Raw genomic sequence first — 24,076 nt, forward strand, 5'->3', positions numbered from 1 at the left:
CGCCTGACCCGCCCGCTCCCGGGGCCCGGGCTAACGTTCGCCTCATGCAGTGGTGGAACGAATTCGTGAACTGGGTCCAGACGACCGAGGGGCGCCAGTCGGTGTTCGTCGCCGCACTCGTCCTCCTCGCCGTGATCGTCGGCGTCGTCGTAGCCGCGCTCGTCCTCCGCTCGGCGGTCGCGCGCCTCATCCGCCAGCAGGAGCACGAGCGCAAGAACGCCGTCATCGCGACGCTCATCGACGCGGCGGTCGACGCCTCCGCCTGGAACGTGCTCAGCCCGTCCGAGCGCATCCTCAGCGACCGCGCGTCGGCGCAGGCCGAGACGCACCTGCGCCTGCTGCCGATCAAGGGCTCGGGAGTCGCCGCGAACTGGGCCGCGCACGAGCTCGCCGACCTGAAGCACACGTCGACGACCGGCGGCTACCAGACCGCGGCGAGCGTGGGCGAGTTCCGCGACCGCCTCGTGCTCTGGCGGGACAAGCCGAACCGCGCCCGCAAGGCCTTCCTCGCCGACCTCGAGCGCTGGCGCTTCTCGGAGACTGCGCGTCCCGAGTCGCCGAAGACCGGCGCTTCGACCACGACCGCCTCCGAGCCGTCCGCCGAGCGGTCGGCCGAGCCCGCGCGTCCGACCCCCGCACCCGCGGCGGCCACCCCCGTCGTCGTCGGCGCCGGCTCCTCGGAGCCCAGCCGCACCTTCGAGCGCCCGTCGACGCCCACGATCGTCCTGCCGCCCGCCTCCGAGCACCCCGGCTCCGACGAAACGCGCCGACTTCTCGCCGACGTCGACCGCCTCGACGTCCCCTCCCGCGAGCGCCCGGTGGAGGAGCTCCCGCCCGTCGAGCAGCCTGCGGCTCCCGCGCCGAGCTCCGGCGAGACCGCCTCCGAGAGCCCTGCGGAGAGCACCGCGGACGGCGACGAGTCGGACCGGATGCGCGAGGACCGCGAGCAGAGCGGCGTCACCGCCCGCTCGGCGGAGTAGCCTCCCGCTCAGCTCCGCCCGCTGCCCCGTCAGCAGAGAAGGCCCCGATCGCGATGCGATCGGGGCCTTCTCTGTGGTGCAGTTCGTACGCCTCAGACGTGCGCATCTCGAGCACGAGCGACTCGACCGACCAGCACAGCGAGAGGCGCCGCGATGATCGTCCACGCGACGGCGATTCCGCCGAGGATGGCGAGGAGCAACATGGTCGTACCTCCGTTTCTTACGTCGTTGTAATTCCGGTGCACCCCAACTCTAGGTGCCTGTCCCCCAGCAGAACGGCGCTTGCTGCAAAACACGCCGGTGTTGCCCCGGTTTTGCCAGTGTGCTAGCGGTGCGATCACCGCGAGCCCGCGTCCGGGGGACGCCGGAAGCGAGCGACACCGCGATCCGCCGGCGGGAGGTCGGCAGCGATCGAGGCACATCGGTTCGAGGCATACCGGTTCGAGGCAGAACGACGAGCGGCAGGAGGGTGCCCCCGGCAGGACTCGAACCTGCGACCGTCAGATTAGAAGGCTGCTGCTCTATCCGCTGAGCTACGGGGGCGCACCGCCAGGGTACTACGGGGCCTCGGCGCGACGACCGCGCCACGGCGCCGGCCGCCGAGTCGGGTCAGGCGCCCTGGACGAGCCCCAGCACACCGACGACGAGGGAGACCGCCGCGAGCACGAGCGAGATCCCGATCAGGACGGTGTGCACGCGGAGGAAGGTCGTCGCGCGACCGGAGGCGTCGCGGGCCCGCGGGTCCTTCCGCACGCGGCGGAGGAAGGGCGGCCAGACGACGGCGTTCCAGACGGCGTTGGCGATCAGCAGCCAGCAGACGAGGGTCATCACGGGGATCGAGTCTAGGAGGCGTCGTCGCCGCTCCGGCCGTGTCGGCGCCCGCGGATAGACTTCGGCGCATGAGTAGTGCGCCCGATCGTCTTGTCTGGATCGACTGCGAGATGACGGGTCTCGACCTCGACGTCGACGAGCTCGTCGAGATCGCCGTGATCGTCACCGACTTCGATCTCGAACCCCTCGACGAGGGGCTGTCGATCGTGATCCGCCCCGACGCGTCGGCGCTGGAGAACATGGGCGACTTCGTCAGGAACATGCACGAGACCTCGGGCCTCCTGACGGAGATCCCGAACGGCGTGAGCGTCGCCGACGCCGAGTACCAGGTGCTCGAGTACGTGCTCAAGCACGTCCCCGCCGAGCAGCAGGCTCCGCTGGCCGGCAACTCGATCGGCACCGACCGCGCCTTCCTGGTCAAGTTCATGCCGCGCCTCGACTCGCACCTGCACTACCGCAACGTCGACGTCTCGACGGTGAAGGAGCTGGCCCGCCGCTGGTTCCCGCGCATCTACTTCAACGCCCCGGCCAAGCACGGCGGCCACCGCGCGCTCGCCGACATCCTCGAGAGCATCCGCGAGCTGCGCTACTACCGCCGCGCAGCCTTCGTCGGCGAGCCCGGCCCGACGACCGCCGAGGTGCAGGCGGTCTCGGCCGCCGTCGTGGACGAGTTCGCCTCGCGGATGTAGTACTCTCGTACAGTTGCTTCGCGGGGTCGCCCCCGCGGAACACCGTCCTGGTGGGTATAGCTCAGTTGGCAGAGCGCCTGGTTGTGGTCTAGGAGGTCGCGGGTTCGAGCCCCGTTACTCACCCCAGTTCCGTGCGACGAGCACGGTGCGGAAGGCCCGGAGTCATCGACTCCGGGCCTTCCTTTTTCCCCCGGTCGGCACGGCCGACTCCCGACGACGAGAGGTCCGAGTCGATGCTCACTCTCGACGAGGCCGAGTTCGAGCGGCTCGTGGTCGCCGAGCTCGACGAGCTCCCGGACGACATGGTCGACGGGCTCGAGAACGTCGTCTTCGTCGTCGAGGACCGCCCCGAAGACGGCTCGCTCGATCTGCTCGGCCTCTACGACGGCGTCGCCCTCACCGAGCGCGAGCGCTACGGCTTCGGCGAGATGCCCGACCGGATCATCCTCTACCGCGAGCCGCACCTCGCCGCCTGCGAGACGCTCGACGAGCTGCGCGACGAGATCCACGTCACGCTCGTGCACGAGATCGCGCACTTCTACGGCATCGACGACGAGCGGCTGCACGAGCTCGGCTGGGCCTGACCCTGCGGTCAGGCCGCCGACTCCGCGTCGCTCGAGTCGAGCACCAGGTCGGCACCCTCGCGCGGCCGCTCGCGCGAGCAGTACCGCCGGAACTGCTCGTCCCACGCCGCCCAGTGCGGAGCGAACAGCTCGCCGTCCCGGGCGAGGGCGCGCCGCTTGCGCTGCACCTCGTCCGCCTCGATCCAGACGCGGAGATCGGCGAAGCGCCGACTGCGCTCCCCCGCCGCCCCGCAGCCCTCCAGCAGGAGGAGCGGCGCCGAGGCGGAGCGCGGGCCGGCCGTCGTCCCGCTCGCCCAGTTCCAGGCCGGCCAGCGCGCGCCCAGCCCGAGCGCGTGCGGGCGGACGATCCGCTCCGCCGCGATCGCCACCGCCCGGTCGAGCCCCGACCAGCCCGGGTAGACGTCGTCCATCCGCACGAGGGCGCTCTCCGGCGCTCGTGCGTCGCGGCGGAGCTCGGCGAGCAGGGCGAGGGCGAAGGTCGACTTGCCCGAGCCGCTCGGCCCGTCGAGCAGCACCGTGCGCGAACGGCGGGCGACGACGCGGCGTGCCAGCAGCCGCGCACTGTCGCCCGTGAGCCGGTCGTGCTCAGGCATGCAGCACGAAGCTCCAGGAACCGGCGAGCACGGCGGCGGTGACCGCGATCGCGGCGATGCCGGCGCCACCGAGCACGAGGAGGACGTCGCCCGCACCGAAGCGCGACTCGCGCGCCCAGGTCCGCGGGGTGTCCGCGCCGAAGCCCTTCGCCTCCATCGCGGTCGCCAGGCGGCTGCCGCGCCGGATCGCCAGCACCAGCAGCGAGAAGCTCCGGGCGCCGAGGCTCCTCAGCGCGCTGATCGGGCCGCGCCCGTCGGCCAGGCCGCGAGCCCGGCGCGCCATCGCGAGCGTGCGCCAGTCGTCGGTCAGCAGGCCGACCAGGCGCATCGCGGCGAGTCCGCCGAGGACGAAGCGCGCCGGCAGCCGCAGGATCTGAGCGAGACCGTCGGCCAGATCGGTCGGATCGGTCGTCGCGATCAGCACCACGCTCGGCAGGCCGATCGCGAGCACGCGCAGCGCGATCGCCGCGCCGAGCGCGAGCGACCCCTCCGTCACCGAGACGAAGAGGAACTGCGCGAGCACGCTCCCGCTGTCCCGCCCGTAGAGCACGGTCGTGACGCCCGCGAGCGGCGCCGCGATCCAGATCGGCGCCGTCCGCCGCACCAGGTCGCCGAGCCGCAGCCCGGCGAAGGGCAGCACGAGGAGCTCGAGGGCGAGGGCCGTCGCGGCCGACACCACGTCGACCGTGAGCACCAGGACGACCGCGATGACGAGGCTGGCGACCAGCTTCGCCACCGGATTCGCCCGGGCGATCCGCCCGCGGGCGGGAACCGCGTCGAGGAGGGTCATCCGGTCACCGCCTTCTGCGTGCCGAGGCGCAGCACCGCATCGGCGAGGGCCGACACCAGGTGCTCGTCGTGGGTCACCGCGAGCACGGCGCGGCCGTCGTCGCGGAGCTCGGCGAGCAGATCGACGACGACGTCCCAGGTGCGGCGGTCCTGCCCGAAGGTCGGCTCGTCGAGCACGACGACGGCGGGGCGGCGCACGAGGGCCGAGGCGACGGTGAGCCGGCGCTTCTCGCCGCCGGAGAGCGTGAAGGGGTTCGCCTCGGCGAGGTGGGCCAGGCCGAGGCGCTCGAGCAGCTCGTCGGCGCGGTGCCGCTCCTGCTCGTCGCGGACCCCCAGGTGCAGCTCCTGGCGCACCCGCGCCGTCAGGAACTGGTGCTCGGGCTCCTGGAACACCATCGCGACGCGGTCAGCGAGCTGCCGCGAGGTCCAGCGGTGCGGGTGCGGCGAGGCGCCGTCGCGGACGGACGGCGAGGCGACGACCTCTCCCCCGGCCGGTGCGAGGAGGCCCGCGAGGGTGAGCGCGAGCGTCGACTTGCCGGCGCCGTTCGGGCCGAGGACGGCGGTGACCCGGCCGGCCTCGAGAGCGAGGTCGAGTCCGGTGGCGATCAGCGGCGGGCGGCGGCGGCCGAAGACGGGACGGGCGAGATCGAGGTCGGTGGTGCTGAGGGCCGTCGACGCGGGTGCGGTGGACTCCTCGCGTCGCGCCGGGTGCTCCCCCGGGAGCCAGACGCCGGCGGCGGTGAGGACCTCGCGGGCCTGCCCGATCACGGAGCGCGGCGCGCCGTCGGCGACGACCGTGCCGTCGGCGCCGAGCACGACGACCCGGTCGACGAGGTCGATCCAGACGTCGACGCGGTGCTCGACGACGAGCAGGGTCGCGCCGGTGCGCGCGGTTATCCGCTCGACCGCCGCGCGGACCTCGTCGACGCCGAGCGGATCGAGGTTGGCGGTCGGCTCGTCGAGCAGGAGGAGCCGCGGCTGCATCGCGAGGACGCAGGCCAGCGCGAGCCGCTGCTTCTGCCCGCCGGACAGTGCCGAGGTCGACCGGTCGAGCGCCACGTCGAGTCCGACGTCGTCCAGCGCTCCGCGCACGCGGGCCGGGATCTCCGCGGGAGCGACGCCGAGGTTCTCGCAGGCGAAGCCGACGTCGTCGCCGACGCGCGCGAGCACCGCCTGGGTGTCCGGGTCCTGCAGCACGAGGCCGGCGACGCCGCGGCGCTCGCGCGGTGGAGCACCGTCGATGCTCAGCTCGCCCTCGTCGGCTCCGTCCTCCTCGCCGCCGAGGACACCGGCCAGCGCGTGCAGCAGCGTGCTCTTGCCTGCGCCGGACGGACCGAGGAGCAGGACGCGCTCGCCCGGCTGCACCTCGAGGTCGAGCCCCCGCACGGCTGCGGTCGCGCGACCCGCGTGCCGCCAGCTCCAGCCGCGCGCCCGGATCGACGCGCCGCTCATCGAGCGCCCGCGCCCGCCCCCTCGACCACGCGGCCCTCCCGTCCGGAGACGAAGCGGTCCAGCGCTCCGGACGCCGCGAGGCCGCGCACCGCGAACCAGGGCAGGAGTCCCGCGAGGACGGCGCCGGAGATCAGGGAGGTGACGACGTAGACCGTGCGGAAGAGGTCGTCGACCCCGGCGTAGTAGCCGAGCAGGTCGTTGACGGCGAGGGCCAGGCCCGCGCCGGCTCCGGCGAGCATCGCGACGAGCGGCCGGCCGCTGCGGTAGAGGAAGAGGGCGAGGACGATCTCGGCGCCGAGGCCCTGGACCAGCCCGGAGAGCAGGACCGTGAAGCCCCACTGGGTGCCGATCAGGGCGGAGACGACGGCGGCGAGCATCTCGGTGTAGAGCGCCGCGCCGGGCTTGCGGATGATCAGACCGCCGAGGACGCCGGCGAAGAGCCAGCCGCCGCCGAGGAGGCCGCCGAGACCCGGGAGGAAGTCGAGGGCGACGCCGAGGACGTTGGTCGCGATGCCCCAGGCCCAGAAGACGATGCCGGCCGCGACGGCGACGACGCTCGCCACGACGATGTCGACGACTCGCCAGCGGAGGTCGCGGGGGCGGGAGCCCCGCGCCGGGGAAGCGGGACGGACGGCGTTCTGTGCTGCGCTGTTCTGCGCTGCGTTGTTCTGCACTGACGTGCCCTTTCGTGGAAGCGAAACGGGGCACGGGTGGAAGAAGAGGAGATCGAAACGTTCCTTCGCTGGCATGACCCAGATCAGGTTCGACGGTCGAAGGCTGCTGCCTTCCTCTCAGCCCGGTGCACCGGACTCCCGTGTTCGTCAGCAATCATAGACAGCATGTCGTGGTCGGTGGTTCTCGTCCTGGCAGCGCTGCTGGTGGTCCTGCTCCAGGTGCTGCTCTGGCGGCGGCGGTTCCGCATCCGCCGCGAGCTGCTCAGCTACGGGACGCGCGTGCCCGGTCGGGTCGTCGCGCCGGATCCGGGTCGCGGCGACGCCGCGGCCGCGCGCGAGCTCGGGCGGCTGCTCATCGCCTACCGGCTCGCCGACGGCGAGGTGCGGCACGCGGTGAAGACGCCGCAGAAGCGCGGCGACGCCTGGATGGCGGGCGAGCCGGTCGCGGTGATCTACGACCCGCGCCGCCCGAACGACGCCGAGCGGCTCATCGTCGGCTTCGGCCGCACGAAGAAGACCTGGTTCTCGGCGCGGCCCCAGCGCTGAGGCCGTGCGAGCGACTCGCGGCTACTTCTTGAGCGCGCGGACGATGCGCGCGAGTGCCTTGCCGGAGACCCAGACCAGCGGGATGCCGACGGCGAGCACCGAGACGATGTTGGGCTGGAAGCGCAGGCCCAGGTCGTCCTTGATGTAGGCGCCGATGGGGATCACGGCTCCGCCGCCGCCACCGCCGCCGCCCTCCTGGCCGTCCTCCGAACCGCTGCCGCCGCCGAAGCCGAACCAGCGGAGCGCGACGGGGACCAGCGAGACGCCGTCGACCTCGACGGGCTCCCCGTAGATCGTCGCGGTACCCGCGGAGGTCACTTTGTCGGCCAGGGAGACAGCGATGTTGGGCATGGCCCGACGGTACTCCGCGGGCCGAAGGGCCGACAAGCGGCGCACCGGCGCGCACAGGACTCCCCCACCTCCTTCCGGAGCTCGGCTGCGATGATCGACGGATGTCCGACCGACCCCGCCGCCGCCGCCCCGCGCGGGCGACGACGATCGCGGTCGCGAGCCTGCTGCTGGCGGCGTTCCTCGCGTTCCACCGGGTGCTCGGGGACGCGGCCGGCTGGCTCTCGGTGCTGGAGACGGCCATCCCGTGGTCCGGCCTCGCCGTGCTGCTCCTGCTGGTGGGCGCGATCGCCGCGCGATCCCGCGGTGCGGGGGCCGCGGTCACGGTGCTGGTGACGGTCTACGGCGTGCTCGTGCTCCCGGTCGCGCTGCCCGCGCCGGCGGTCCGCTCCGGGTCGTTCACCGTGGTCAGCCAGAACCTCGGCACGAGCGAGGACGCGGGTGAGCTCGCCGCCCGGCTCGCGAGCCGGGAACCGGACGTGCTCGCCTTCCAGGAGCTCGACGCAGACGCGCGGGAGGCGGTCGGCGACGAGCTCGCCGAGGCCTATCCGCACTCCTACGTCGTCGGAACGGTCGGGATCTGGAGCCGCACCGAGCTCTCGAACGGCGAGCCGCTCGATCTCGGGCTCGACTGGAACCGGGCCCTCGCCGTCGACGTCGACACTCCGCTCGGGGCGACGCGCCTCTTCGTGGTGCACCTCGCCTCGTTCCGGCTCGGCGACCACGCCGAGCGCGACACGATGCTCGGCGGGCTCGCCTCGACCCTCGCGGAGGACGGGTCGGACCGCAGGATCGTCGTCGGCGACTTCAACACCGCGACCGACGACCATCTGCTCGCACCGGTGCTCGATCAGGCGGGACTCGTCCGCACCTCGGGCATCGGCTTCCCCGCGACCTGGCCGGCACTGCTCCCCGTGGTCTCGCTCGATCACGCGCTGGCCGACGGGGTCCCCGCCGCGACCCTCGAGGTCCTGCCGCCGAACGGCTCGGACCACCGGCCGATCAGTCTGACGATCGGTTCCGCGTAGCGAGCGTGTCGCTGATGTCGATGCCCTTCGCCGACTCGGGCGCGGAGCGCGACAGCAGCGACGCCGGCCGCACCGCCCCCGTGCCGAAGCGGGCCGAGACGCCGTCGACCGCGAGCTCCGCGTCGCGCCAGTCGTCGGAGTCGCTCCAGAGCGAGAACGCGACGTCGTCGGCCTCGACCAACTGCTCGCCCCGCACGCCAATCAGACGGACCGGGCGGCGGAGCGGATTCGCCGCCTCGAGGAGCGCGGAGGACGCCTCGTAGAGCACGCGCGCGACGTCGGTCGCCTCCTGCAGCGTGCGCGAGCGGGTGAGCGTGCTGAAGTCGCCGAAGCGGACCTTCACGGCGACGGTCCGGCAGCGGACGCCGGATCGGCGCATCCGCACGGCGACCTTGTCGCAGAGCCGCAGCAGCTCGCGGCGGACCAGCTCGGGGTCGGCGACGTCGTCGGCGAAGGTGATCTCGTGGCCCGCGCTCTTCTCGATCTGGCGGGTGTCGACCGGCCGGGGGTCGACACCGTTGGAGAGCGCGTGCAGGCGGCGACCGGTGGCCTCGCCGAGGGCCGAGACGAGCGAGGCGAGCGGAGTGGTCGCGACGTCCGCCACCGTCCGCAGCCCGCGCCGCACCAGTGCCTCCTCCGTGCTCGCCCCGACTCCCCAGAGCGCGCTCACGGGCAGCGGGTCGAGGAAGGCCTGCACGCCGTCGGACGGGACGACGAGCAGCCCGTCGGGCTTGGAGCGCCCGGAGGCGAGCTTGGCGACGAACTTGGTGCTCGCGACGCCGACCGAGCAGGTGAGCCCGAGCTCGGCGTGCACTCGGCGGCGGATCTCGGTGCCGATCGCCCAGGGCGAGCCGGAGATCCGCCGCGCTCCGGCGACGTCGAGGAACGCCTCGTCGATGCTGAGGCGCTCGACGAGCGGGGTGAAGGAGTCGAAGATCGCCATCACGCGGCGCGAGGCCTCGCGGTAGCGGTCCATGTGCGGCTCGAGGACGATCGCGTGCGGGCAGCGCCGGAGCGCCACGGCCATCGGCATCGCCGAGTTGATGCCGTACTTGCGCGCCTCGTAGGTGGCGGCGGTGACGACGGAGCGCGAGCCGATGTGGCCGACCACGACCGGCTTCCCGCGCAGCTCCGGGTGATCGAGCAGCTCGACGGAGGCGAAGAACGCGTCCATGTCGACGTGCAGGATGCTCGCGCGCGGGTCGTCGAAGGGCTCGGTCGTGACCTGGCGCCCCGTGCCGTCCTGCTTGCTCACGGTCCCCCTGCTCGAACACGGCGCCCCGCGACCGGAGTGCCTTCGAGGATCATGGTCGCACGCACCACCGACACCGACCGCTCCTCCCGGCGACTCGGGTCGGGCGGGAATGGCGACGCCGCCGCGGCGGTTGTCCCGAGCACCCACGACGACTCCCCGGAGAAGACATGACGCACGAGCACGAGCCCGCCTCCCCGCCCACCGAGCTGAGCCGCTGGCTCGACCTGCAGGCCCGCGCGCACGCCGCCTTCGAGGTCCGCCTCGACGCCGTGGTCGACTGGACCGCGCCGACCCCCGACACCGAGTGGGACACCCGCGCCCTCGTCCTGCACGTGGTCCGCGAGCAGCAGCGGGCGCACACCCTGCTCTCCGGCGGCGACGAGTCGCCGATCCGCCTCGAGCCGGTCGCGGCCGACCTGCGCAGCGAGTGGACCCGCGTCACCACGCTCCTGCGCGCGGTCTCCCGCGAGGTCGACCCCGGTGCGGAGCTGCGGCTGGGCCGCGACACCGTCAGCGCGCTGGAGCTGCTGCAGGAGCAGGTGGCCGACATCACCGTGCACACCTGGGACCTGGCCCGGGCGACCGGTGCCGAGGAGGCGATGGAGGAGGGCCTCGTCGCCGCGGTCTGGGAGCTGTTCGCCCCGCAGGAGGAGACCCTGCGCGCGAGCGGGCTGTTCGCGGCGCCCGTGCCGATCGGCTCCGACGCGCCGCTGCAGAGCAGGCTGCTGGCGGTCACCGGGCGGGACGACCGGCTGGCGGCCTGACGTCCCGGCCCGGACACCTGAGAACGACCCCAGGCTGCCGACGGCAGGATGGGGAGGTCCGCGCCGCCGCGCGGACGACACCCGGGGCGCACCGCCCCGTCGAGAGAGGACAGCCATGACACGCGTCGCCGTCATCGGAGCACACGGCAAGGTCGGCCAGCAGATCCTCCATCTGCTGTACGACGCCGGACACGAAGCGGTCGGAGTCGTCCGCAACCCCGAGCACTCGGAGGACATCGTCCGCCTCGGCGGCGAGCCCCTGGTCCACGACCTCGAGCACTCCACCGCGGAGGACTTCGCCGGGCGGCTCGAGGGCGTCGACGCCCTCGTCTTCACGGCCGGTGCCGGCCCCGACTCCGGGCCCGAGCGCAAGCGCACCGTCGACCTCGGCGCCTCCGTGCTGAGTCAGGAGGCGGCCTCGATCGCCGGGATCCGCCGCTTCGTGCAGATCAGCGCGATCGGCGTCGACGCCGCGCTCCCGGACGACACCGAGGAGGACTGGCGCGCCTACGTCGAGGCCAAGCGCGACGCCGACACGGCGCTGCGCGGCACCGACCTCGACTGGACGGTCCTGCGTCCGGGCGGCCTCACCGACGATGAGGGCACCGGCCGGATCCTGCTCGGCGAGAGCGTCGAGAAGGGCAGCATCCCGCGCGCCGACGTGGCCGCGACCGTGATCGCCGTGCTGGCCGACCCCACCTCCATCGGCGCGACCTGGGAGATCGTCTCGGGCGACGTCGCGATCGAGGACGCCGTCGCGAAGGGCGCCTGAGCGCACCGACCGGGCACTCGATCGGGTGCCCGGAGCCCTGCGCCTAGAGTGGGGCGGGTGAGCAGTCACCCGCCCCGCCCCTGGATCCGCAGCTACGCAGACGGCGTTCCGGAGGAGCTGGAGCTCCCCACCGGCTCGCTCGTCGACATCGTGACGGAGTCGGCCGAGCGCTATCCGCACCAGGTCGCCCTCGAGTTCTTCGGCCGCTCGACCAGCTACGCCCAGCTCGCCGACGAGGTGGAGAGGGCCGCGGAGGGGCTGCGCCGGCTCGGCGTCCGCTCGGGCGACCCCGTCGCGCTGATCCTGCCGAACTGCCCGCAGCACGTCGTCGCGTTCTACGCGGTGCTGCGCCTGGGCGCGGTCGTCGTCGAGCACAACCCGCTCTACACGCCGCGCGAGCTGCGCCACCAGTTCGAGGACCACGGCGCGCGGGTCGCGATCGCCTGGGACCGGGTCGTCCCGCTGGTGCAGGAGCTGCCCGCCGACCTCGGCGTCGAGTCGGTCGTCTCCGTCGACCTCACCCGCGCGATGCCGGCGCCGATGCGCGCGGCACTCCGGCTCCCGCTGAAGAAGGCCCGCGAGTCGCGCGCCGCGCTGACCGGCAGGGTCCGCGGCGCGATCGAGTGGGACGCACTGCTGCGCCGCCGACTCGACCCGGCGCACCCCCGCCCGACGGCCGAGGACCTCGCCGTCATCCAGTACACCAGCGGCACCACCGGCACCCCGAAGGGCGCCGAGCTGACCCACCTCAACCTCACCGCGAACGCCGCGCAGTCGCGCGCCTGGGTGCCCACGGTGCGCCGCGGCGACTGCGTCGTCTACGCGGTGCTGCCGATGTTCCACGCCTACGGGCTCACGCTCTGCCTCACCTTCGCGATGAGCATGGGGGCGCGTCTGGTCCTGTTCCCGAAGTTCGATCCGGATCTGGTGCTCAAGGTGGTGCGGAAGCACCCGGCGACCTTCCTCCCCGCGGTGCCGCCGATCGCCGAGCGGCTCGCGCTGCGCGCACAGGAGAAGGGCGTCTCGCTGCAGGGGATCGAGATCGCGATCTCCGGAGCGATGCCGCTCGATCCCGCGCTGGTCGAGTCCTTCGAGGCGCTGACCGGCGGCACCCTCGTCGAGGGCTACGGGCTCTCCGAGACCTCACCCGTGCTGATGGCGAACCCGGTCGGCCCCACGCGGCGGGCCGGCACCGTCGGTCTGCCGCTGCCGGGCACCGACGTGCGCATCGTCGATCCGGAGGACCCGGAGACCGAGGTCGAGGCCGGGGCCGCGGGCGAGCTCGTGGTGCGCGGGCCGCAGGTGTTCCGCGGCTACCACCGCAAGCCCGACGAGACCGCTGCCGCCTTCACCGCCGACGGCTGGTTCCGCACCGGCGACATCGCCCGGATCGACGACGACGGCTTCGTCACGATCGTCGACCGGATCAAGGAGCTGATCATCTCCGGCGGCTTCAACGTCTCGCCGTCCGAGGTGGAGGACGTGCTCCGCCGGCTGCCCGCCGTCCGGGACGTCGCCGTCGTCGGGCTGCCCGACGCGCGCAGCGGCGAGCAGGTCGCCGCGGCGGTCGTGCTCGAGCCCGGCGCGCACCTCGACCAGGAGGAGGCGCGCCGGGTCGTCCGCGAGGCGCTCACGCCCTACAAGGTGCCCAAGCGGATCGCGGTCGTCGACGAACTGCCGCGCAGCATGATCGGCAAGGTGCTGCGGCGCGAGGTGAAGGCGCTGCTCCTCGACGAGAGCTGAGGGGCGGCGGGCCGAGGCGCGGCGGGCGCGACGGGTTCAGAAGTCGAAGCCGCCGCCGAAGTCGCCGCCACCGCCGAAGTCGCCTCCGCCACCGAAGTCACCGCCGCCACCGAAGTCGCCGTCGCCCGCGTCGGCGCCGTAGTCGCCGCCCGCGTCGCCGCCACCGTCGCCCGCACCGTCCGCTCCCGCGTCGCCGCCGTCCGCGCCGTCGGCCTGCACCGCCTCGCCGCCGGCGTCCGGCAGGAACGCGTCGGCGATGGCCGAGCCGATCACGAAGCCCGCGATCGTGCCGAGCATCGACGAGGCGAGGACGCCGCCGAAGCCCATGCCGCCGGCGCCGCCGCCGGAGAAGCGCCGCTCCATGAATCCGGGCTGGCGCAGCTCGCTGCGGGTCGCCGACTTGGCGAGCGCCTGCGCGTCGTCCGAGCGCGGAGCGTCGCCCGCGGGCGCGCCCTCGCTCAGCTCGCGGAAGACCTGCTGGCGCTGCTCGGGGGTGAGCTGCTCGAACGCCTCGCGGTGCACCTGCTCGATCGCCTCCGGCGGGGCGGTGCGGAGGAGGTAGCGGTAGCGCTCGATGGCGATCTCGTCCTGGCTCCGTGCGGACTGCGCGGTCGGGGTGCCGTAGGCGGGCGCGGCGCCGTCCGCGCGGCGCTCAGCCGCGGCGGGGGCGGGGTAGCCGGTGGCCGGTCGGCGGTCCTCCGGGCGCTCCTCGCGCCCCAGCAGTCGGTCCAGGAATCCCATGATCTCCTCCTCGGCGCCGCAGGATGCGCACGCACAGCGCAACGCTATGCCTCGCTCCGCGGTGCTCGCTGAGGGTTCACTCAGAGGGAGCCCGACGTCCGCGGGCGGGCGGGGGTCTCGAGACGCCCCTCTGGGGCTACTCGACCGGCAAGCGGTCGGTCAAGCCGACTCGCGGAGCACCAGCTGGTGGCGCACCGTGCGCTGCACGTCCGGGCCCGACTTCGGCAGCTCGCCCGCGATCATCGCGACCGCGAGGTCGAGCGCGTGGCGGGCGAGCTCGTCGAGGTCGACGGCGAGCGTCGTCAGCGTCGGCGCGAGCAGCCTGCCGAGCGGCAGGCCGTCGATGCCGACCACGCGGACGTCGCCGGGCACGTCGACCCCGGCGCGGCGGCAGGCCGAGAGCACGCCGATGGCGCAGAGATCGTTGAACGCGACGATTGCGTCGGCGAGCCGCGGCCGGGCGAGGATCCGCTCGGCCGCCTCCGCCGCGGACTGCGCCGTCGGCTCCTCGGCCCGCACCACGGAGGCGTCGAGACCGTGCGCCGCGAACGCCGCGAGCAGCAGCTCCGCCCGCCGGCTCGGGCGAGAGCCGACGGAGACGTCGAGCAGCACCGGGTGCCGCACTCCCGCTTCGGCGAGATGGTCGGCCAGCGCCTCGACGGCGTCGGAGTGATCGAGCAGCACCGCCGCGCGCAGCGGGACGCCGGGCGGGTCCAGCTCCACGACCGGCACGGAGCCGAGCCGCCCGATCCACTCGGCCGCCCGGCCGCCGAAGGTGCCGATCACGGCGTCGGTCTGCGCGCCGAGCGCCTGGATCATCCGGTCGGAGTCGGCGGCGAGACCGACGTCCGCGAGCGAGACGTTCCAGCCGCGCGCCGCGGCGACCCGCAGGACGGCGGAGGCGAGCTCCGGCGACCACGGGTTGCGCAGGTCGTCGACGACGAGGCCGAGCTGGTGCTCCCCGCCGGTGACGAGCCCCCGCCCGAATCGCGACGGCCGATAGGAGAGCTGCTCGGCGGCGTCGAGGACGCGCCGCTTCGTCGCCTCGTTGATGCCCGGCATGCCGTTCATCGCCCGGGTGACGGTCTGGCGGGAGACGCCGGCGGCGGCCGCGACGTCGTGGATCGTCGCGCGGCCGGCCGCCTCGGCGCCGTTCAGCCGCGGAGGTCGAGCCACGCGGTCTGCTCCGGAGTCAGCTCGATCGAGAGTCCGCGCATCGACGAGCGCAGCTCGGTGATGGTGCGGGGGCCGAAGAGCGGGAAGGTCGGGAACGGCTGGGCGAGCACGTAGGCCAGCGCGATCGCGGTCGCTCCGACGCCGTGCTCGGCACCGAGCTGCTCGGCGCGGCGCAGGCGCTCGAAGTTCTCCGGACCGTAGTAGCAGCGCACCAGCTCGGCGTCGCTGGTGTCGTCGGGCCGGGCGCGACCGGTGAAGAAACCGCGCGCCTGCGACGACCACGGCAGCAGCGGGATCTGGCGCTCGACGAGCCACTCCTTCGAGGCGCGGTCGGTGACGTGCACGCAGCCGTCCCACGGGACGTCGTAGGCCTCGGCCAGCCCGAAGTGGTTGCTCAGCGCCTGGAAGCCGGCGCGGCCGTTCGCCCGTGCGTACTCCTGCGCCTCGTCGAAGCGCGCCGGCGTCCAGTTCGAGACGCCGTAGGAGCGGATGCGGCCGGCGCGCTGGTGCTCGTCCATCACGTCGACGAACTCGCCGACCGGCACGTCGAGGTTGTCGCGGTGCATCAGGTAGATGTCCGCGTAGTCGGTGCCCTGGCGCTCGAGGCTCTCGAGCAGCTGGCGGGTGAGCGACTCCGGATCGCAGTGGGGGGTGTGCGCGCCCTTGGTGATCACGACGACGTCCTCGCGGATGCCGCGGTTGCGGATCCACTGACCGAGGCGGCCCTCGAGCACGCCGCCGCCGTAGATGTAGCCGGTGTCGAAGACGGTGCCGCCCTGCTCGACGAACACGTCGAAGATCGCGGAGGCGTGCGCCAGGTCGGGCTGGTTGTCGACGCCCATCACCAGTCGCGACATCCGCTTGCCGACGCCGGGGATCTCGCCGTAGAGCATCGGCGCATCGGCGGCGACGCGCAGCGGGCGACCGGAGACGGTGGGGATGTCCGCGTCCTCGGCCTCGAACGGGAAGCGCAGACCCAGTGCGGCGCGCCAGCGATCGAGGGTGCGCGCGGTGGCGAGCGTCTCGTCGAGCGTCATCTGCGGCGCCTCGACACGGCCGGCGGCGAGGGCGTCGGTCGTCGCGTCCGCCTCGAGTGCGTAGGGGCTCTCCCCCTCGAAGGACACGATCCGGGGATCCTCGCCCACGACGCTGATCTCGATGCCCGACTCCGCGGCGCCGAACCACGGGTCGGCCACGTGCAGGCGGCCTCGGGTGCCGTGTATCGTCAGCGCGTTCGCGTCGTCGAGCGCCACTCCGGTGCGCAGCGACGCGGTGATGCCGCCGCGGTAGCTCGCGCGGGCGACGCTCCACTCGTCGACGCCGGTGGGGCCGAGGCTGCCCTGCGCCTCGAACTCGACGGGCTCGGCGACGGCGACGCCGGTCGCGGCCTGCACCACGGCCGCCGCGGCGGTGACGGTGTAGCCGCCGACGTCGAGGATGCCGCCACCGGCCGTCGCGACGTCGTAGAGACGGCCGCTGCGCTCGCCGGTGCGGAAGGAGAAGGAGGCGTCGATGTGCACGACGTCGCCGATCACGCCGTCGCGGACCAGGTCGAGCAGGGCGGCCGTCTGCGGGTGGAAGCGGTACATGTACGCCTCGACCAGCGGCAGACCGGCCTGGCGCGCGGCGTCGACCAGCACCATCGCCGTGCCGTGGTTCACCGCCAGCGGCTTCTCGCAGAGCACGGCCTTGCCGGCCTCGAGCGCCTGCAGCACGAGCGCGGCGTGGCCGGTGTGCACGGTGGAGATGTAGACGGCGGTGACGGCCGGATCGGCGAGGACCTCGGCGTAGGAGCCGCCGGTCGCGTCGGCGAAGCCGTGCTCGACGGCCTCGGCGGCGAAGGCGGCGGCGCGGCCGGAGTCGGAGCTGCCGGCGGCGACGAGGCGGGCGCCCCGCTCGCTCGCGGGCAGCTGCGACAGGAACCGGCGGGCGATTCCGCCGGGCCCGAGCACCGCCCAGCCGGGTGCGGCGGTGCTGGAGTCGGTGCGGGTGGTGGTGGTGTCGGACATGCGTGTCCCTCTCGCGGCCTCGTTGACGTGAACGTTCACGCACCACGCTAGGCCGCTGTATCCGGCTCCGTCAAGGGCGCTGACGCCGAAGTCCGTGAACGTTCACCTGCCCGGACGAAGAAACGCTCCCCCGCCCCGGTCCCTCTCGGGAGCGGTGGCGGAGGAGCGTCGCGGTCGATCCGGCGGGGCCGGCCGGATCACTTCTGCTTCGGGACGACCACCCACATCACGAGGTAGGCGATGATCTGCGGCCCGGGGAGCAGGCAGGAGAGCACGAACAGCAGCCGGACCAGGAAGGGGCTCCAGCCGAAGCGGTTAGCGAGGCCGGCGCAGACGCCGGCGATGATCTTGCCCCGACGGGGGCGCACGAGAGTAGCCATGCCTCCACTCTGGCGCAGGCGTGCTGAGTGCGGCATCCGGGGAACCCCCGGAAGAGGGCTAGGGGGTGCCGCTCGAGCGCTCGGGGTCACCGCTCGGGCGCTCGGAGGCGATGCGGCGCGCGAAGGCCGCGGCCGCGCCCGCGTCCTCCTCCGGCCAGACCACGCGGAAGCGCTCGAAGACGACCGTGCCGATGCCGGCGGGCGACTCGCGGGCGAAGTAGCGGCGGTGCCCCTCGAGCCAGGAGTCGCGGGAGCGGTCCTTCTCGCCCTCGTCCCAGGCGAAGTCGTCGTCGACGCTGTCCAGCTCGCCGAGGCGGATCTCCGTCGTGAGCAGCACCACCCGGGCGAGGCCGGCCCCGTCGCAGACGATCCAGTGCTCGCCGACGCGGGGCACGGGCTCGTCGCCCGCGAGCGAGGCGGTCGCGGTCTTGACGCCCCGGCGCACCAGGGCGAGCAGCTCGTCGGCCAGCTCGACCGAGTCGCCGAAGGACTCGACGAGCGGGAGGACCTCCTGCACCGTCGCGTCGTGGCGCCGGAAGGCGGCCCACAGCTCCGCCGCCGAGGCCGCGTCCGGCTCGGGCAGCGGCGTGCGCTCCGGCTCCTCGGGCAGCAGCGGGAGCAGATTGGCGCCGGCGAGGGCGGCCGGCTCGTCCGGATGGTTGTCCGGCGTCGCGACCTGCTCGAACGGCCAGCGCAGCAGCAGCCAGCGCCGGGAGTAGGCGTCGAACTCCTCCTCGAGCCGGGAGCCCACGAGAGACGGCACGACCCACCACGAGGCCTCGGCGCTCCCGCCGTCCCCCGGCCGGAGGCTGAGCGCGCCCAGCACCTCGGTCCAGTCCGCGCCGACCAGGAGGTAGGCGAAGGCGCTCCGCTCGCGGGCGGCGGACTCGAGCCGCCGCAGCGCGCGCAGGTCGTCGCCCGGCGAGGCGGACGGCAGTGCGCTCGGGTCACCCTCGGGGAGCAGCGCGGCGAGCCAGTCCCGGTGCTTCGCCAGCACCGGATGCAGCAGATCGGCGTCGCTGGAGACGAGCGGGCGCAGGAACGCCCCGCCCGGCAGGTCGAGCCGCGCGGGAACGGCGGCGTCGTCGGGCAGCGTGGTCACGAGCGCCTCCGTTCCCCGCGCCCCGGCTCAGCCGGCCGCGCGCTCGAGGACCAGCTCGCGGACACGCGCCGCGTCGGCCTGGCCCTTCATCGCCTTCATCACGGCGCCGATGACCGCACCGGCGGCCTGGACCCTGCCGTCGCGGATCTTCGCGAGCACGTCCGGCTGCGCGGCGAGGGCCGCATCGATCGCCTCGATCAGCGCGCCGTCGTCCGAGACGACCGCGAGACCGCGGGCGTCGACGACCTCCTGCGGGGTGCCTTCGCCGGCGATGACGCCCTGGAGCACCTCCCGGGCGAGCCGGTCGGTGAGGGTGCCCGCCTCGATCAGCTTCGCGAGCTCCGCGATCTGCTCGGGGGCGACCAGTTCGGCCGGGTCCTGACCCGCGGCGTTGGCGAGCCGCGCGACCTCGCCGGTCCACCACTTGCGGGCGGCCTGCGGTGTGGCGCCGGCGGCGACGGTCTCGGTGATCTCGGCGAGCAGTCCGCTGTTCGCGACGTCCTGGAACTCGAGGTCGGTGAAGCCCCAGTCGGCCTTCAGCCGGCGGCGGCGGGCGGCGGGCTTCTCGGGCAGCGCGGCGCGCAGCTCCTCGATCAGCTCGGGGCTCGGCACCACGGGCAGCAGGTCGGGCTCGGGGAAGTAGCGGTAGTCGTCGGCGTCGCTCTTCGGGCGGCCGGCCGAGGTGCGGCCGGTGTCCTCGTGCCAGTGCCGCGTCTCCTGCGTGATCGTGCCGCCGGCGGCGAGGATCGCGCCCTGCCGCTGGATCTCGTAGCGGACGGCGCGCTCGACCGAGCGGAGCGAGTTGACGTTCTTGGTCTCGGTGCGGGTGCCGAGCTTCTCCTGGCCGATCGGCTTGAGCGAGACGTTGGCGTCGCAGCGGAGGTTGCCGCGCTCCATCTTCGCGTCGGAGATGCCGAGCGCGAGGACGATGTCGCGGATGGTCGCGACATAGGCCTTGGCGTACTCCGGCGCGCTCCTGCCCGCGCCGTGGATCGGCTTCGTGACGATCTCGACGAGCGGGACGCCGGCGCGGTTGTAGTCGACCAGCGAGTACTCCGCGCCCTGGATGCGGCCGGTGGCGCCGCCGACGTGGGTCAGCTTGCCCGCGTCCTCCTCCATGTGGGCGCGCTCGATCGGGATGTGCACGACGCTGCCGTCGGCGAGCTCGACCTCGACCGAGCCCTCGAACGCGATCGGCTCGTCGAACTGCGAGATCTGGTAGTTCTTCGCCATGTCCGGGTAGAAGTAGTTCTTCCGGGCGAAGCGGCTCGACGGCGCGATCGAGCAGCCGAGCGCGAGGCCGAGGCTGATCGAGTAGCGGACGGCCTGCTCGTTGACGACCGGCAGCGAGCCGGGCAGGCCGAGGCACACCGGCGTCGTGTTGGTGTTCGGCTCGGAGCCGGCGATGTTCGGGGCGTCCGAGAACATCTTGGTCTTCGTGTTGAGCTCGATGTGCACCTCGAAGCCGAGGACCGGCTCGAAGCGCTCGAAGACCTCGTCGTAGTCCATCAGCTCGGGGGCGGACGTGTGCGCGGACGCCATCAGACGGCACCTTCCTGGGGGGCGGAGAGCTGGGCGGGGGCGAGATCGGGTGCCTGCGAGAGCAGCGGGTGGCCCCACTGCTCCTCCAGGAGCGCCTCGAGCGCGCCGCCGACGGTGTAGAGACGGACGTCCTGGCGGGCGGGTGCCAGGAACTGGACGCCGACGGGCAGGCCGTCCTCGTCGGCGAGGCCGGCGGGGACCGAGATGCCGGGGATGCCGGCCAGGTTCGCCGGGATCGTGGCGATGTCGCCGCGGTACATCGCCAGCGGGTCGTCGAGCTTCTCGCCAAGCCGGTAGGCGGTGGTCGGCGCGGTCGGCGAGGCGATCACGTCGACGGAGGCGAAGGCGGCGTCGAAGTCGCGCTGGACCAGGGTCCGCACCTTCTGCGCGCTGCCGTAGTAGGCGTCGTAGTAGCCGGCCGAGAGCGCGTAGGTGCCGAGGATGACGCGGCGCTTGACCTCGGGGCCGAAGCCCTGCTCCCGCGTCGCGGCCATGACCTGCTCGACGGTGCCGCCGCCCTTCGGCGTGACGCGGAGGCCGAAGCGGACGGAGTCGAACTTCGCGAGGTTGCTCGACGCCTCCGCGGGGAGGATCAGGTAGTAGGCGGCGACGGCGTGCTCGACGCTCGGCGCGCTGACCTCGACGATCTCGGCGCCGGCCTTCTCGAGCACCGCGAGGGCCTCGTGGAAGCGCGCGAGGACGCCGGGCTGGAAGCCCTCTCCCCCGTCGAGCTCCTTGAGCACGCCGATGCGCAGGCCCTTCACGTCGGCGCGGCGCGCCGCGTCGGCGAAGGAGGGCCACTCGTCGCGGAGCGAGGTGGAGTCGCGCGGGTCGTGCCCGGCGATGACGTCGTGCAGCAGCGCCGAGTCGAGGACCGTGCGCGAGACCGGGCCGATCTGATCGAGGCTCGAGGCGAGCGCGACGGCGCCGTAGCGCGAGACGCCGCCGTAGGTCGGCTTCACGCCGACGGTGCCGGTGACGTGCGCGGGCTGGCGGATCGAGCCGCCGGTGTCGGAGCCGAGGGCCAGCGGAGCCTCGTAGCTCGCGACGGCCGCGGCCGAGCCGCCGCCGGAGCCACCGGGGATCCGGTCGAGGTCCCACGGGTTGTGCGTCGGGCCGTAGGCGGAGCGCTCGGTGGTCGAGCCCATCGCGAACTCGTCCATGTTGGTCTTGCCGATCGGCACGAGGCCGGCGGCGCGCACCTTCTGCATGACGGTCGCGTCGTACGGCGGGCGCCAGCCCTCGAGGATGCGCGAGCCCGCGGTGGTCGGCATGTCGTTCGTGACGATGACGTCCTTGACGGCCAGCGGGACGCCGGCGAGCGGGTGCAGCGACTCGCCCTCGGCGCGGCGGCGGTCGATCGCCTCGGCCGTGGCGGTGGCGGCGTCGCCCGCGACGTGCAGGAAGGCGTGCACGGCGCCGTCGACGGCGGCGATGCGGTCGAGGTGCGCCTGCGTCGCCTCGCGAGAGGAGACGGAGCCGTCGGCGAGGCGCTCGGAGAGGGCGGAGGCGCTGAGGCGGACGAGCTCGTCGCCGTGGGCGCTCACTGCTCCTCCCCCAGGATCGCGGAGACCTGGAAGCGGCTGCCGTCGTGCTCGGGAGCACCGGAGAGCGCCTGCTCCTGGGTGAGCGTCTCACCCACGACGTCGGGGCGGAAGACGTTCTCGAGCGGGATGGGGTGGCTGGTCGCCGGCACGTCGGGCGTGGCGACGGCCTGCACGGCCGCCACGGAGTCGACGATCTGGCCGAGCTCCCGGGTGAGGTTCTGGATCTCCTCTGAGGTGAGGTCGATCCTGGCCAGCGAGGCCAGATGGGCGACCGTGTCGGCCGTGATCTCGGACATGCGTCTCCGTCGGGTGGTTCGTGAGGAATCGGCGTCCAGTCTAGCCAGGGGCGCCGATGCTCCCTCCGCTCAGGTCCCCGGCGACGGGGTGGGCGACGGGGACGGCGACGCGGTGACCGTGCCGGTGCCGAAGAGGCTCGTGCCGTGCTTCAGCAGCGCCTCGTAGGCGCCCTGGTAGGTGGTCGGCAGGTCGTCGCCGGGCTCGCCGTAGCGGGCGAGCAGCAGGCCCATCAGCCCGAGGGCCGGCGGGCTGAGCGGCTTGTCCCTGTTCGCGTTGGCGGGGTGCGGCGGGGTCGCCTCCGGGTTCGGCGGCAGGTACTGCGGCACGGTGGTCGGCCAGTCGTCGATCTGGCGCGGGGAGTCGAGGGTGACGACGCCGAAGAGGTCGGGCGCGTCGGCGTCCCGCGCGGTGAGCGGCTCGAGGCCGTGCAGGCGGCTCAGGGTGCGGATCAGGGCGCCGTGGTGCATCTCGTCGTGCAGGACTGTGCCGGCCCGGGTGTAGGCCGAGATCGCGATCGCCGGGACGCGGCAGCCGAGCCGGTCGAAGCCGAAGCCCATCTCGCCCTCCCGGCCGTCGCCGGGCGGGGTCGCGGCGGGCGGCGGGACGTGGTCGTAGAGCCCGCCGTGCTCGTCGAAGGTGGCCAGCAGCAGGGTGTTGATCGCGTTCGAGCCGGTCGTCGAGGCGCTCTCGCGGATCGCCGAGTAGACCTGGTGCAGCAGCAGCTCCCCCGCGCGGACGTCGGAGAGCGCGCTGTCGTAGAGCGGCTGCCCGTCGACCTCGTCCTCGTGCAGCACGCCGGTCGGCGGGTGCATGTCGTTGTGGTCGAAGACGAGGCGCGGCTCGACGAAGGCGTAGTCGGGCAGGTCGCCGCTCGCGACGTCGGCGTAGAACTGCTCCATCGGCGCGAAGTTGGTCTTCCAGTGCTTCTCCAGCACCGGCGCGTGCAGGAAGCCCGTGTAGGAGACGACCTGGAGGGCGTCGAAGTAGACCCGCCAGCTCTTCCCGGCCTCCTCGAGGCGGTTGAAGACCGTCGGCGCATCGGCGAGGTCGTCGGCCAGCCACTTCTCGTAGCCGCCGCCGTGCTTGTTGGTGACGAAGCCGTGCGAGGTGGACGCGTGGAAGAACGAGCGATTGCAGAACGTCTGCGAGGGGACCGCGCAGAACCAGTGGTCGAAGACGGCGAACTCGCGGGCGAGGGTCGAGAAGACGGGGAGCATGTCGGGCGAGAAGCCGCCCATGATCGTGCCGTACTCCTCGCGGGTGGGCTCCTCGCCCTTCTTCAGGTGGCGGAGGTTCTGCACGTAATCCTCGAGGAACCCGCTCATCGTCGGCGCGGAGGCGTCCGCGGGCGCATTGAAGGGGGCCGTCATCGCGCCGACGGACGCCCCCGCGTTCTCGGGCGGGTCGATCGTGCCGAAGAGCTGGGTGTTGACGTGCGGGAACTCCTCGCCCGGGTCGGGGTCGGGCTGGCGCATCACCGTGTCGGTCGCGCCCTGGTAGACGTGCGCGGCGACGGTGTCGCCCGCGGCGGTCGTGTTGGAGTGCTCGCCGCTCTGCAGGCCCTCGAAGGTCGCGCCCGCGGGCGGGCCGTCGGCCGCGTAGAGCTGCCCGAGGATGTTGTCGAAGGAGCGGTTCTCGAACATCACCACGACGACGTGGTCGAAGCCGGGCTCGCTGCGCTCGGGGAGCGGCGACTCGGCCTCGCGGTCGCGGCCGGAGGCGACAGCGGCGCCGATCGCTCCGCCCGTGATGCCGGCGGCGGCGACCCCGCCGGCGACGGCGCTGCCGGCCAGGAAGCGGCGGCGGGAGCGGGAGCGGGGGGCGTCGTCCCAGGGGGTGCCGGTGTCGTTGCCGCCGTCTGTGCCGCCGTCTGTGCCGCTCATGCGTTCCGCCCTTCCCGCGCGCGGCGGATCCCTGCCTGGCGGGAGTGTAGCGACGCGCCCGGAGCGGCTGCTCGGAGCAGCTGGAGGGCGTGCTCGGCGTCGCCGGATGCCTCGCTGACGCCCGCCGCGGCGAGGGCGGCGGCGAGGGTCGGCGTGATCGAGAGCTCCCGGCGCTCCGGAGCGAATGCGGGCGCCGTGCGCGGGAAGCGCGACAGCGGCCGGGCGGCTCCGGACAGCGCCTCCGCGACGGCGAGCACGCCGTCGTCGGCGAGCGCGCGGCGGTCCGCGGCGAAGCGGGCGCGGTGCAGGAGCGCGGGCGTCGCCGGGCCGAGTCGGGCGACGACGGGGCGC

Annotated in this window: 25 protein-coding genes, 2 tRNA genes and 1 riboswitch; of the genes, 9 read left to right on the forward strand and 18 right to left on the reverse strand. The window is 73.6% G+C overall.

The genetic code is table 11. The features are described from left to right. Positions 1-44 precede the first annotated feature (44 nt). Positions 45-980, forward strand: coding sequence for a hypothetical protein (locus GSU72_RS11080; RefSeq protein WP_159985062.1), 936 nt, complete (start codon positions 45-47; stop codon positions 978-980). A gap of 470 nt (positions 981-1,450) precedes the next feature. Here the strand turns inward: GSU72_RS11080 and GSU72_RS11085 are convergent. Further along, positions 1,451-1,523, reverse strand: a tRNA-Arg gene (locus GSU72_RS11085). 66 nt (positions 1,524-1,589) lie between these two features. Then, positions 1,590-1,808, reverse strand: coding sequence for a hypothetical protein (locus GSU72_RS11090; protein WP_159986781.1), 219 nt, complete (start codon positions 1,806-1,808; stop codon positions 1,590-1,592). A 71-nt stretch (positions 1,809-1,879) separates the two neighbouring features. Between GSU72_RS11090 and orn the strand changes: the two genes are divergently transcribed. The 3 genes from orn (at position 1,880) to GSU72_RS11105 (ending at position 3,084) form a co-directional block, all read left to right on the forward strand. Then, positions 1,880-2,500, forward strand: a complete 621-nt coding sequence (orn, locus tag GSU72_RS11095; protein ID WP_159985063.1) for an oligoribonuclease — start codon at positions 1,880-1,882, stop codon at positions 2,498-2,500. Between the two features lie 50 nt (positions 2,501-2,550). Continuing rightward, positions 2,551-2,626: transfer RNA gene (locus tag GSU72_RS11100), tRNA-His, on the forward strand. A gap of 107 nt (positions 2,627-2,733) precedes the next feature. Then, on the forward strand, positions 2,734-3,084 hold the full coding sequence (locus GSU72_RS11105; protein ID WP_159985064.1) for a metallopeptidase family protein: 351 nt from the start codon (positions 2,734-2,736) through the stop codon (positions 3,082-3,084). 8 nt (positions 3,085-3,092) lie between these two features. On the opposite strand, the gene GSU72_RS11110 is transcribed toward GSU72_RS11105, so the two are convergent. Genes GSU72_RS11110 through GSU72_RS11125 form a run of 4 tightly spaced genes read right to left on the reverse strand, consistent with a single transcriptional unit; the run spans position 3,093 to position 6,592 of the window. Next, positions 3,093-3,677 (reverse strand): hypothetical protein, encoded by a 585-nt coding sequence (locus GSU72_RS11110; RefSeq protein WP_159985065.1) that lies wholly within the window; start codon positions 3,675-3,677, stop codon positions 3,093-3,095. Then, positions 3,670-4,467, reverse strand: a complete 798-nt coding sequence (locus GSU72_RS11115) for an energy-coupling factor transporter transmembrane component T (RefSeq protein WP_159985066.1) — start codon at positions 4,465-4,467, stop codon at positions 3,670-3,672. Before GSU72_RS11115 ends, GSU72_RS11110 begins: the two co-directional genes overlap by 8 nt. Then, the gene (locus tag GSU72_RS11120; protein WP_167306104.1) at positions 4,464-5,918 is read right to left on the reverse strand and encodes an ATP-binding cassette domain-containing protein; all 1,455 of its coding nucleotides are present in this window, start codon (positions 5,916-5,918) and stop codon (positions 4,464-4,466) included. Before GSU72_RS11120 ends, GSU72_RS11115 begins: the two co-directional genes overlap by 4 nt. Beyond that, a complete protein-coding gene (locus GSU72_RS11125; protein WP_244255767.1) occupies positions 5,915-6,592 on the reverse strand; it encodes an ECF transporter S component in 678 nt (225 codons plus the stop codon). Before GSU72_RS11125 ends, GSU72_RS11120 begins: the two co-directional genes overlap by 4 nt. A 43-nt stretch (positions 6,593-6,635) precedes the next feature. Continuing rightward, positions 6,636-6,743: riboswitch (TPP riboswitch) on the reverse strand. A gap of 14 nt (positions 6,744-6,757) precedes the next feature. Between GSU72_RS11125 and GSU72_RS11130 the strand changes: the two genes are divergently transcribed. Continuing rightward, a complete protein-coding gene (locus tag GSU72_RS11130) occupies positions 6,758-7,138 on the forward strand; it encodes a DUF3592 domain-containing protein (RefSeq protein WP_159985068.1) in 381 nt (126 codons plus the stop codon). 21 nt (positions 7,139-7,159) lie between these two features. Here GSU72_RS11130 and GSU72_RS11135 read toward each other — a convergent pair whose 3' ends face one another. Further along, complete coding sequence (locus tag GSU72_RS11135; RefSeq protein WP_159985069.1) at positions 7,160-7,489, reverse strand: hypothetical protein; 330 nt, start codon at positions 7,487-7,489, stop codon at positions 7,160-7,162. A gap of 101 nt (positions 7,490-7,590) precedes the next feature. On the opposite strand from GSU72_RS11135, the gene GSU72_RS11140 reads away from it, so the two are divergent. After that, the gene (locus GSU72_RS11140) at positions 7,591-8,514 is read left to right on the forward strand and encodes an endonuclease/exonuclease/phosphatase family protein (RefSeq protein ID WP_159985070.1); all 924 of its coding nucleotides are present in this window, start codon (positions 7,591-7,593) and stop codon (positions 8,512-8,514) included. Here GSU72_RS11140 and dinB read toward each other — a convergent pair. After that, entirely contained in the window at positions 8,489-9,769 is a 1,281-nt protein-coding gene (gene dinB, locus GSU72_RS11145; protein WP_159985071.1) for a DNA polymerase IV, read from the reverse strand. The two genes, GSU72_RS11140 and dinB, sit on opposite strands and share 26 nt — an antisense overlap. A 167-nt stretch (positions 9,770-9,936) precedes the next feature. Between dinB and GSU72_RS11150 the strand changes: the two genes are divergently transcribed. The 3 genes from GSU72_RS11150 to GSU72_RS11160 all read left to right on the forward strand — a co-directional run bounded on the left by GSU72_RS11150 (position 9,937) and on the right by GSU72_RS11160 (position 13,048). After that, positions 9,937-10,533, forward strand: a complete 597-nt coding sequence (locus GSU72_RS11150; protein ID WP_159985072.1) for a TIGR03086 family metal-binding protein — start codon at positions 9,937-9,939, stop codon at positions 10,531-10,533. A gap of 115 nt (positions 10,534-10,648) precedes the next feature. Beyond that, positions 10,649-11,305, forward strand: a complete 657-nt coding sequence (locus GSU72_RS11155; RefSeq protein ID WP_159985073.1) for an SDR family oxidoreductase — start codon at positions 10,649-10,651, stop codon at positions 11,303-11,305. 57 nt (positions 11,306-11,362) lie between these two features. Next, positions 11,363-13,048, forward strand: coding sequence for a long-chain-fatty-acid--CoA ligase (locus GSU72_RS11160; protein ID WP_159985074.1), 1,686 nt, complete (start codon positions 11,363-11,365; stop codon positions 13,046-13,048). Positions 13,049-13,084: 36 nt separating this feature from the next. Here GSU72_RS11160 and GSU72_RS11165 read toward each other — a convergent pair whose 3' ends face one another. The 10 genes from GSU72_RS11165 to GSU72_RS11210 form a co-directional block, all read right to left on the reverse strand. Further along, complete coding sequence (locus GSU72_RS11165) at positions 13,085-13,789, reverse strand: hypothetical protein (protein WP_159985075.1); 705 nt, start codon at positions 13,787-13,789, stop codon at positions 13,085-13,087. 159 nt (positions 13,790-13,948) lie between these two features. After that, entirely contained in the window at positions 13,949-14,965 is a 1,017-nt protein-coding gene (locus tag GSU72_RS11170; RefSeq protein WP_159985076.1) for a LacI family DNA-binding transcriptional regulator, read from the reverse strand. Then, positions 14,944-16,974, reverse strand: a complete 2,031-nt coding sequence (locus GSU72_RS11175) for an aldo/keto reductase (protein ID WP_159985077.1) — start codon at positions 16,972-16,974, stop codon at positions 14,944-14,946. The genes GSU72_RS11170 and GSU72_RS11175 overlap by 22 nt, the downstream gene beginning before the upstream one ends. A 197-nt stretch (positions 16,975-17,171) precedes the next feature. After that, a complete protein-coding gene (locus GSU72_RS11180; protein ID WP_123445760.1) occupies positions 17,172-17,354 on the reverse strand; it encodes a PspC domain-containing protein in 183 nt (60 codons plus the stop codon). Positions 17,355-17,412: 58 nt separating this feature from the next. Beyond that, positions 17,413-18,456, reverse strand: a complete 1,044-nt coding sequence (locus GSU72_RS21585) for an ASCH domain-containing protein (protein ID WP_244255768.1) — start codon at positions 18,454-18,456, stop codon at positions 17,413-17,415. Between the two features lie 27 nt (positions 18,457-18,483). Next, entirely contained in the window at positions 18,484-19,998 is a 1,515-nt protein-coding gene (gene gatB, locus GSU72_RS11190; protein ID WP_159985078.1) for an Asp-tRNA(Asn)/Glu-tRNA(Gln) amidotransferase subunit GatB, read from the reverse strand. Next, positions 19,998-21,545, reverse strand: a complete 1,548-nt coding sequence (gene gatA / locus GSU72_RS11195) for an Asp-tRNA(Asn)/Glu-tRNA(Gln) amidotransferase subunit GatA (RefSeq protein ID WP_159985079.1) — start codon at positions 21,543-21,545, stop codon at positions 19,998-20,000. Before gatA ends, gatB begins: the two co-directional genes overlap by 1 nt. Continuing rightward, on the reverse strand, positions 21,542-21,841 hold the full coding sequence (gene gatC / locus GSU72_RS11200; protein ID WP_159985080.1) for an Asp-tRNA(Asn)/Glu-tRNA(Gln) amidotransferase subunit GatC: 300 nt from the start codon (positions 21,839-21,841) through the stop codon (positions 21,542-21,544). The genes gatA and gatC overlap by 4 nt, the downstream gene beginning before the upstream one ends. Positions 21,842-21,910: 69 nt before the next feature. Continuing rightward, on the reverse strand, positions 21,911-23,725 hold the full coding sequence (locus tag GSU72_RS11205; RefSeq protein WP_159985081.1) for an alkaline phosphatase family protein: 1,815 nt from the start codon (positions 23,723-23,725) through the stop codon (positions 21,911-21,913). Beyond that, complete coding sequence (locus tag GSU72_RS11210; protein ID WP_159985082.1) at positions 23,722-23,982, reverse strand: hypothetical protein; 261 nt, start codon at positions 23,980-23,982, stop codon at positions 23,722-23,724. Before GSU72_RS11210 ends, GSU72_RS11205 begins: the two co-directional genes overlap by 4 nt. Positions 23,983-24,076: the final 94 nt, after the last annotated feature.

It is taken from the genome of Rathayibacter sp. VKM Ac-2760, assembly GCF_009834185.1.
In the GTDB taxonomy this organism is placed as follows: domain Bacteria; phylum Actinomycetota; class Actinomycetes; order Actinomycetales; family Microbacteriaceae; genus Rathayibacter.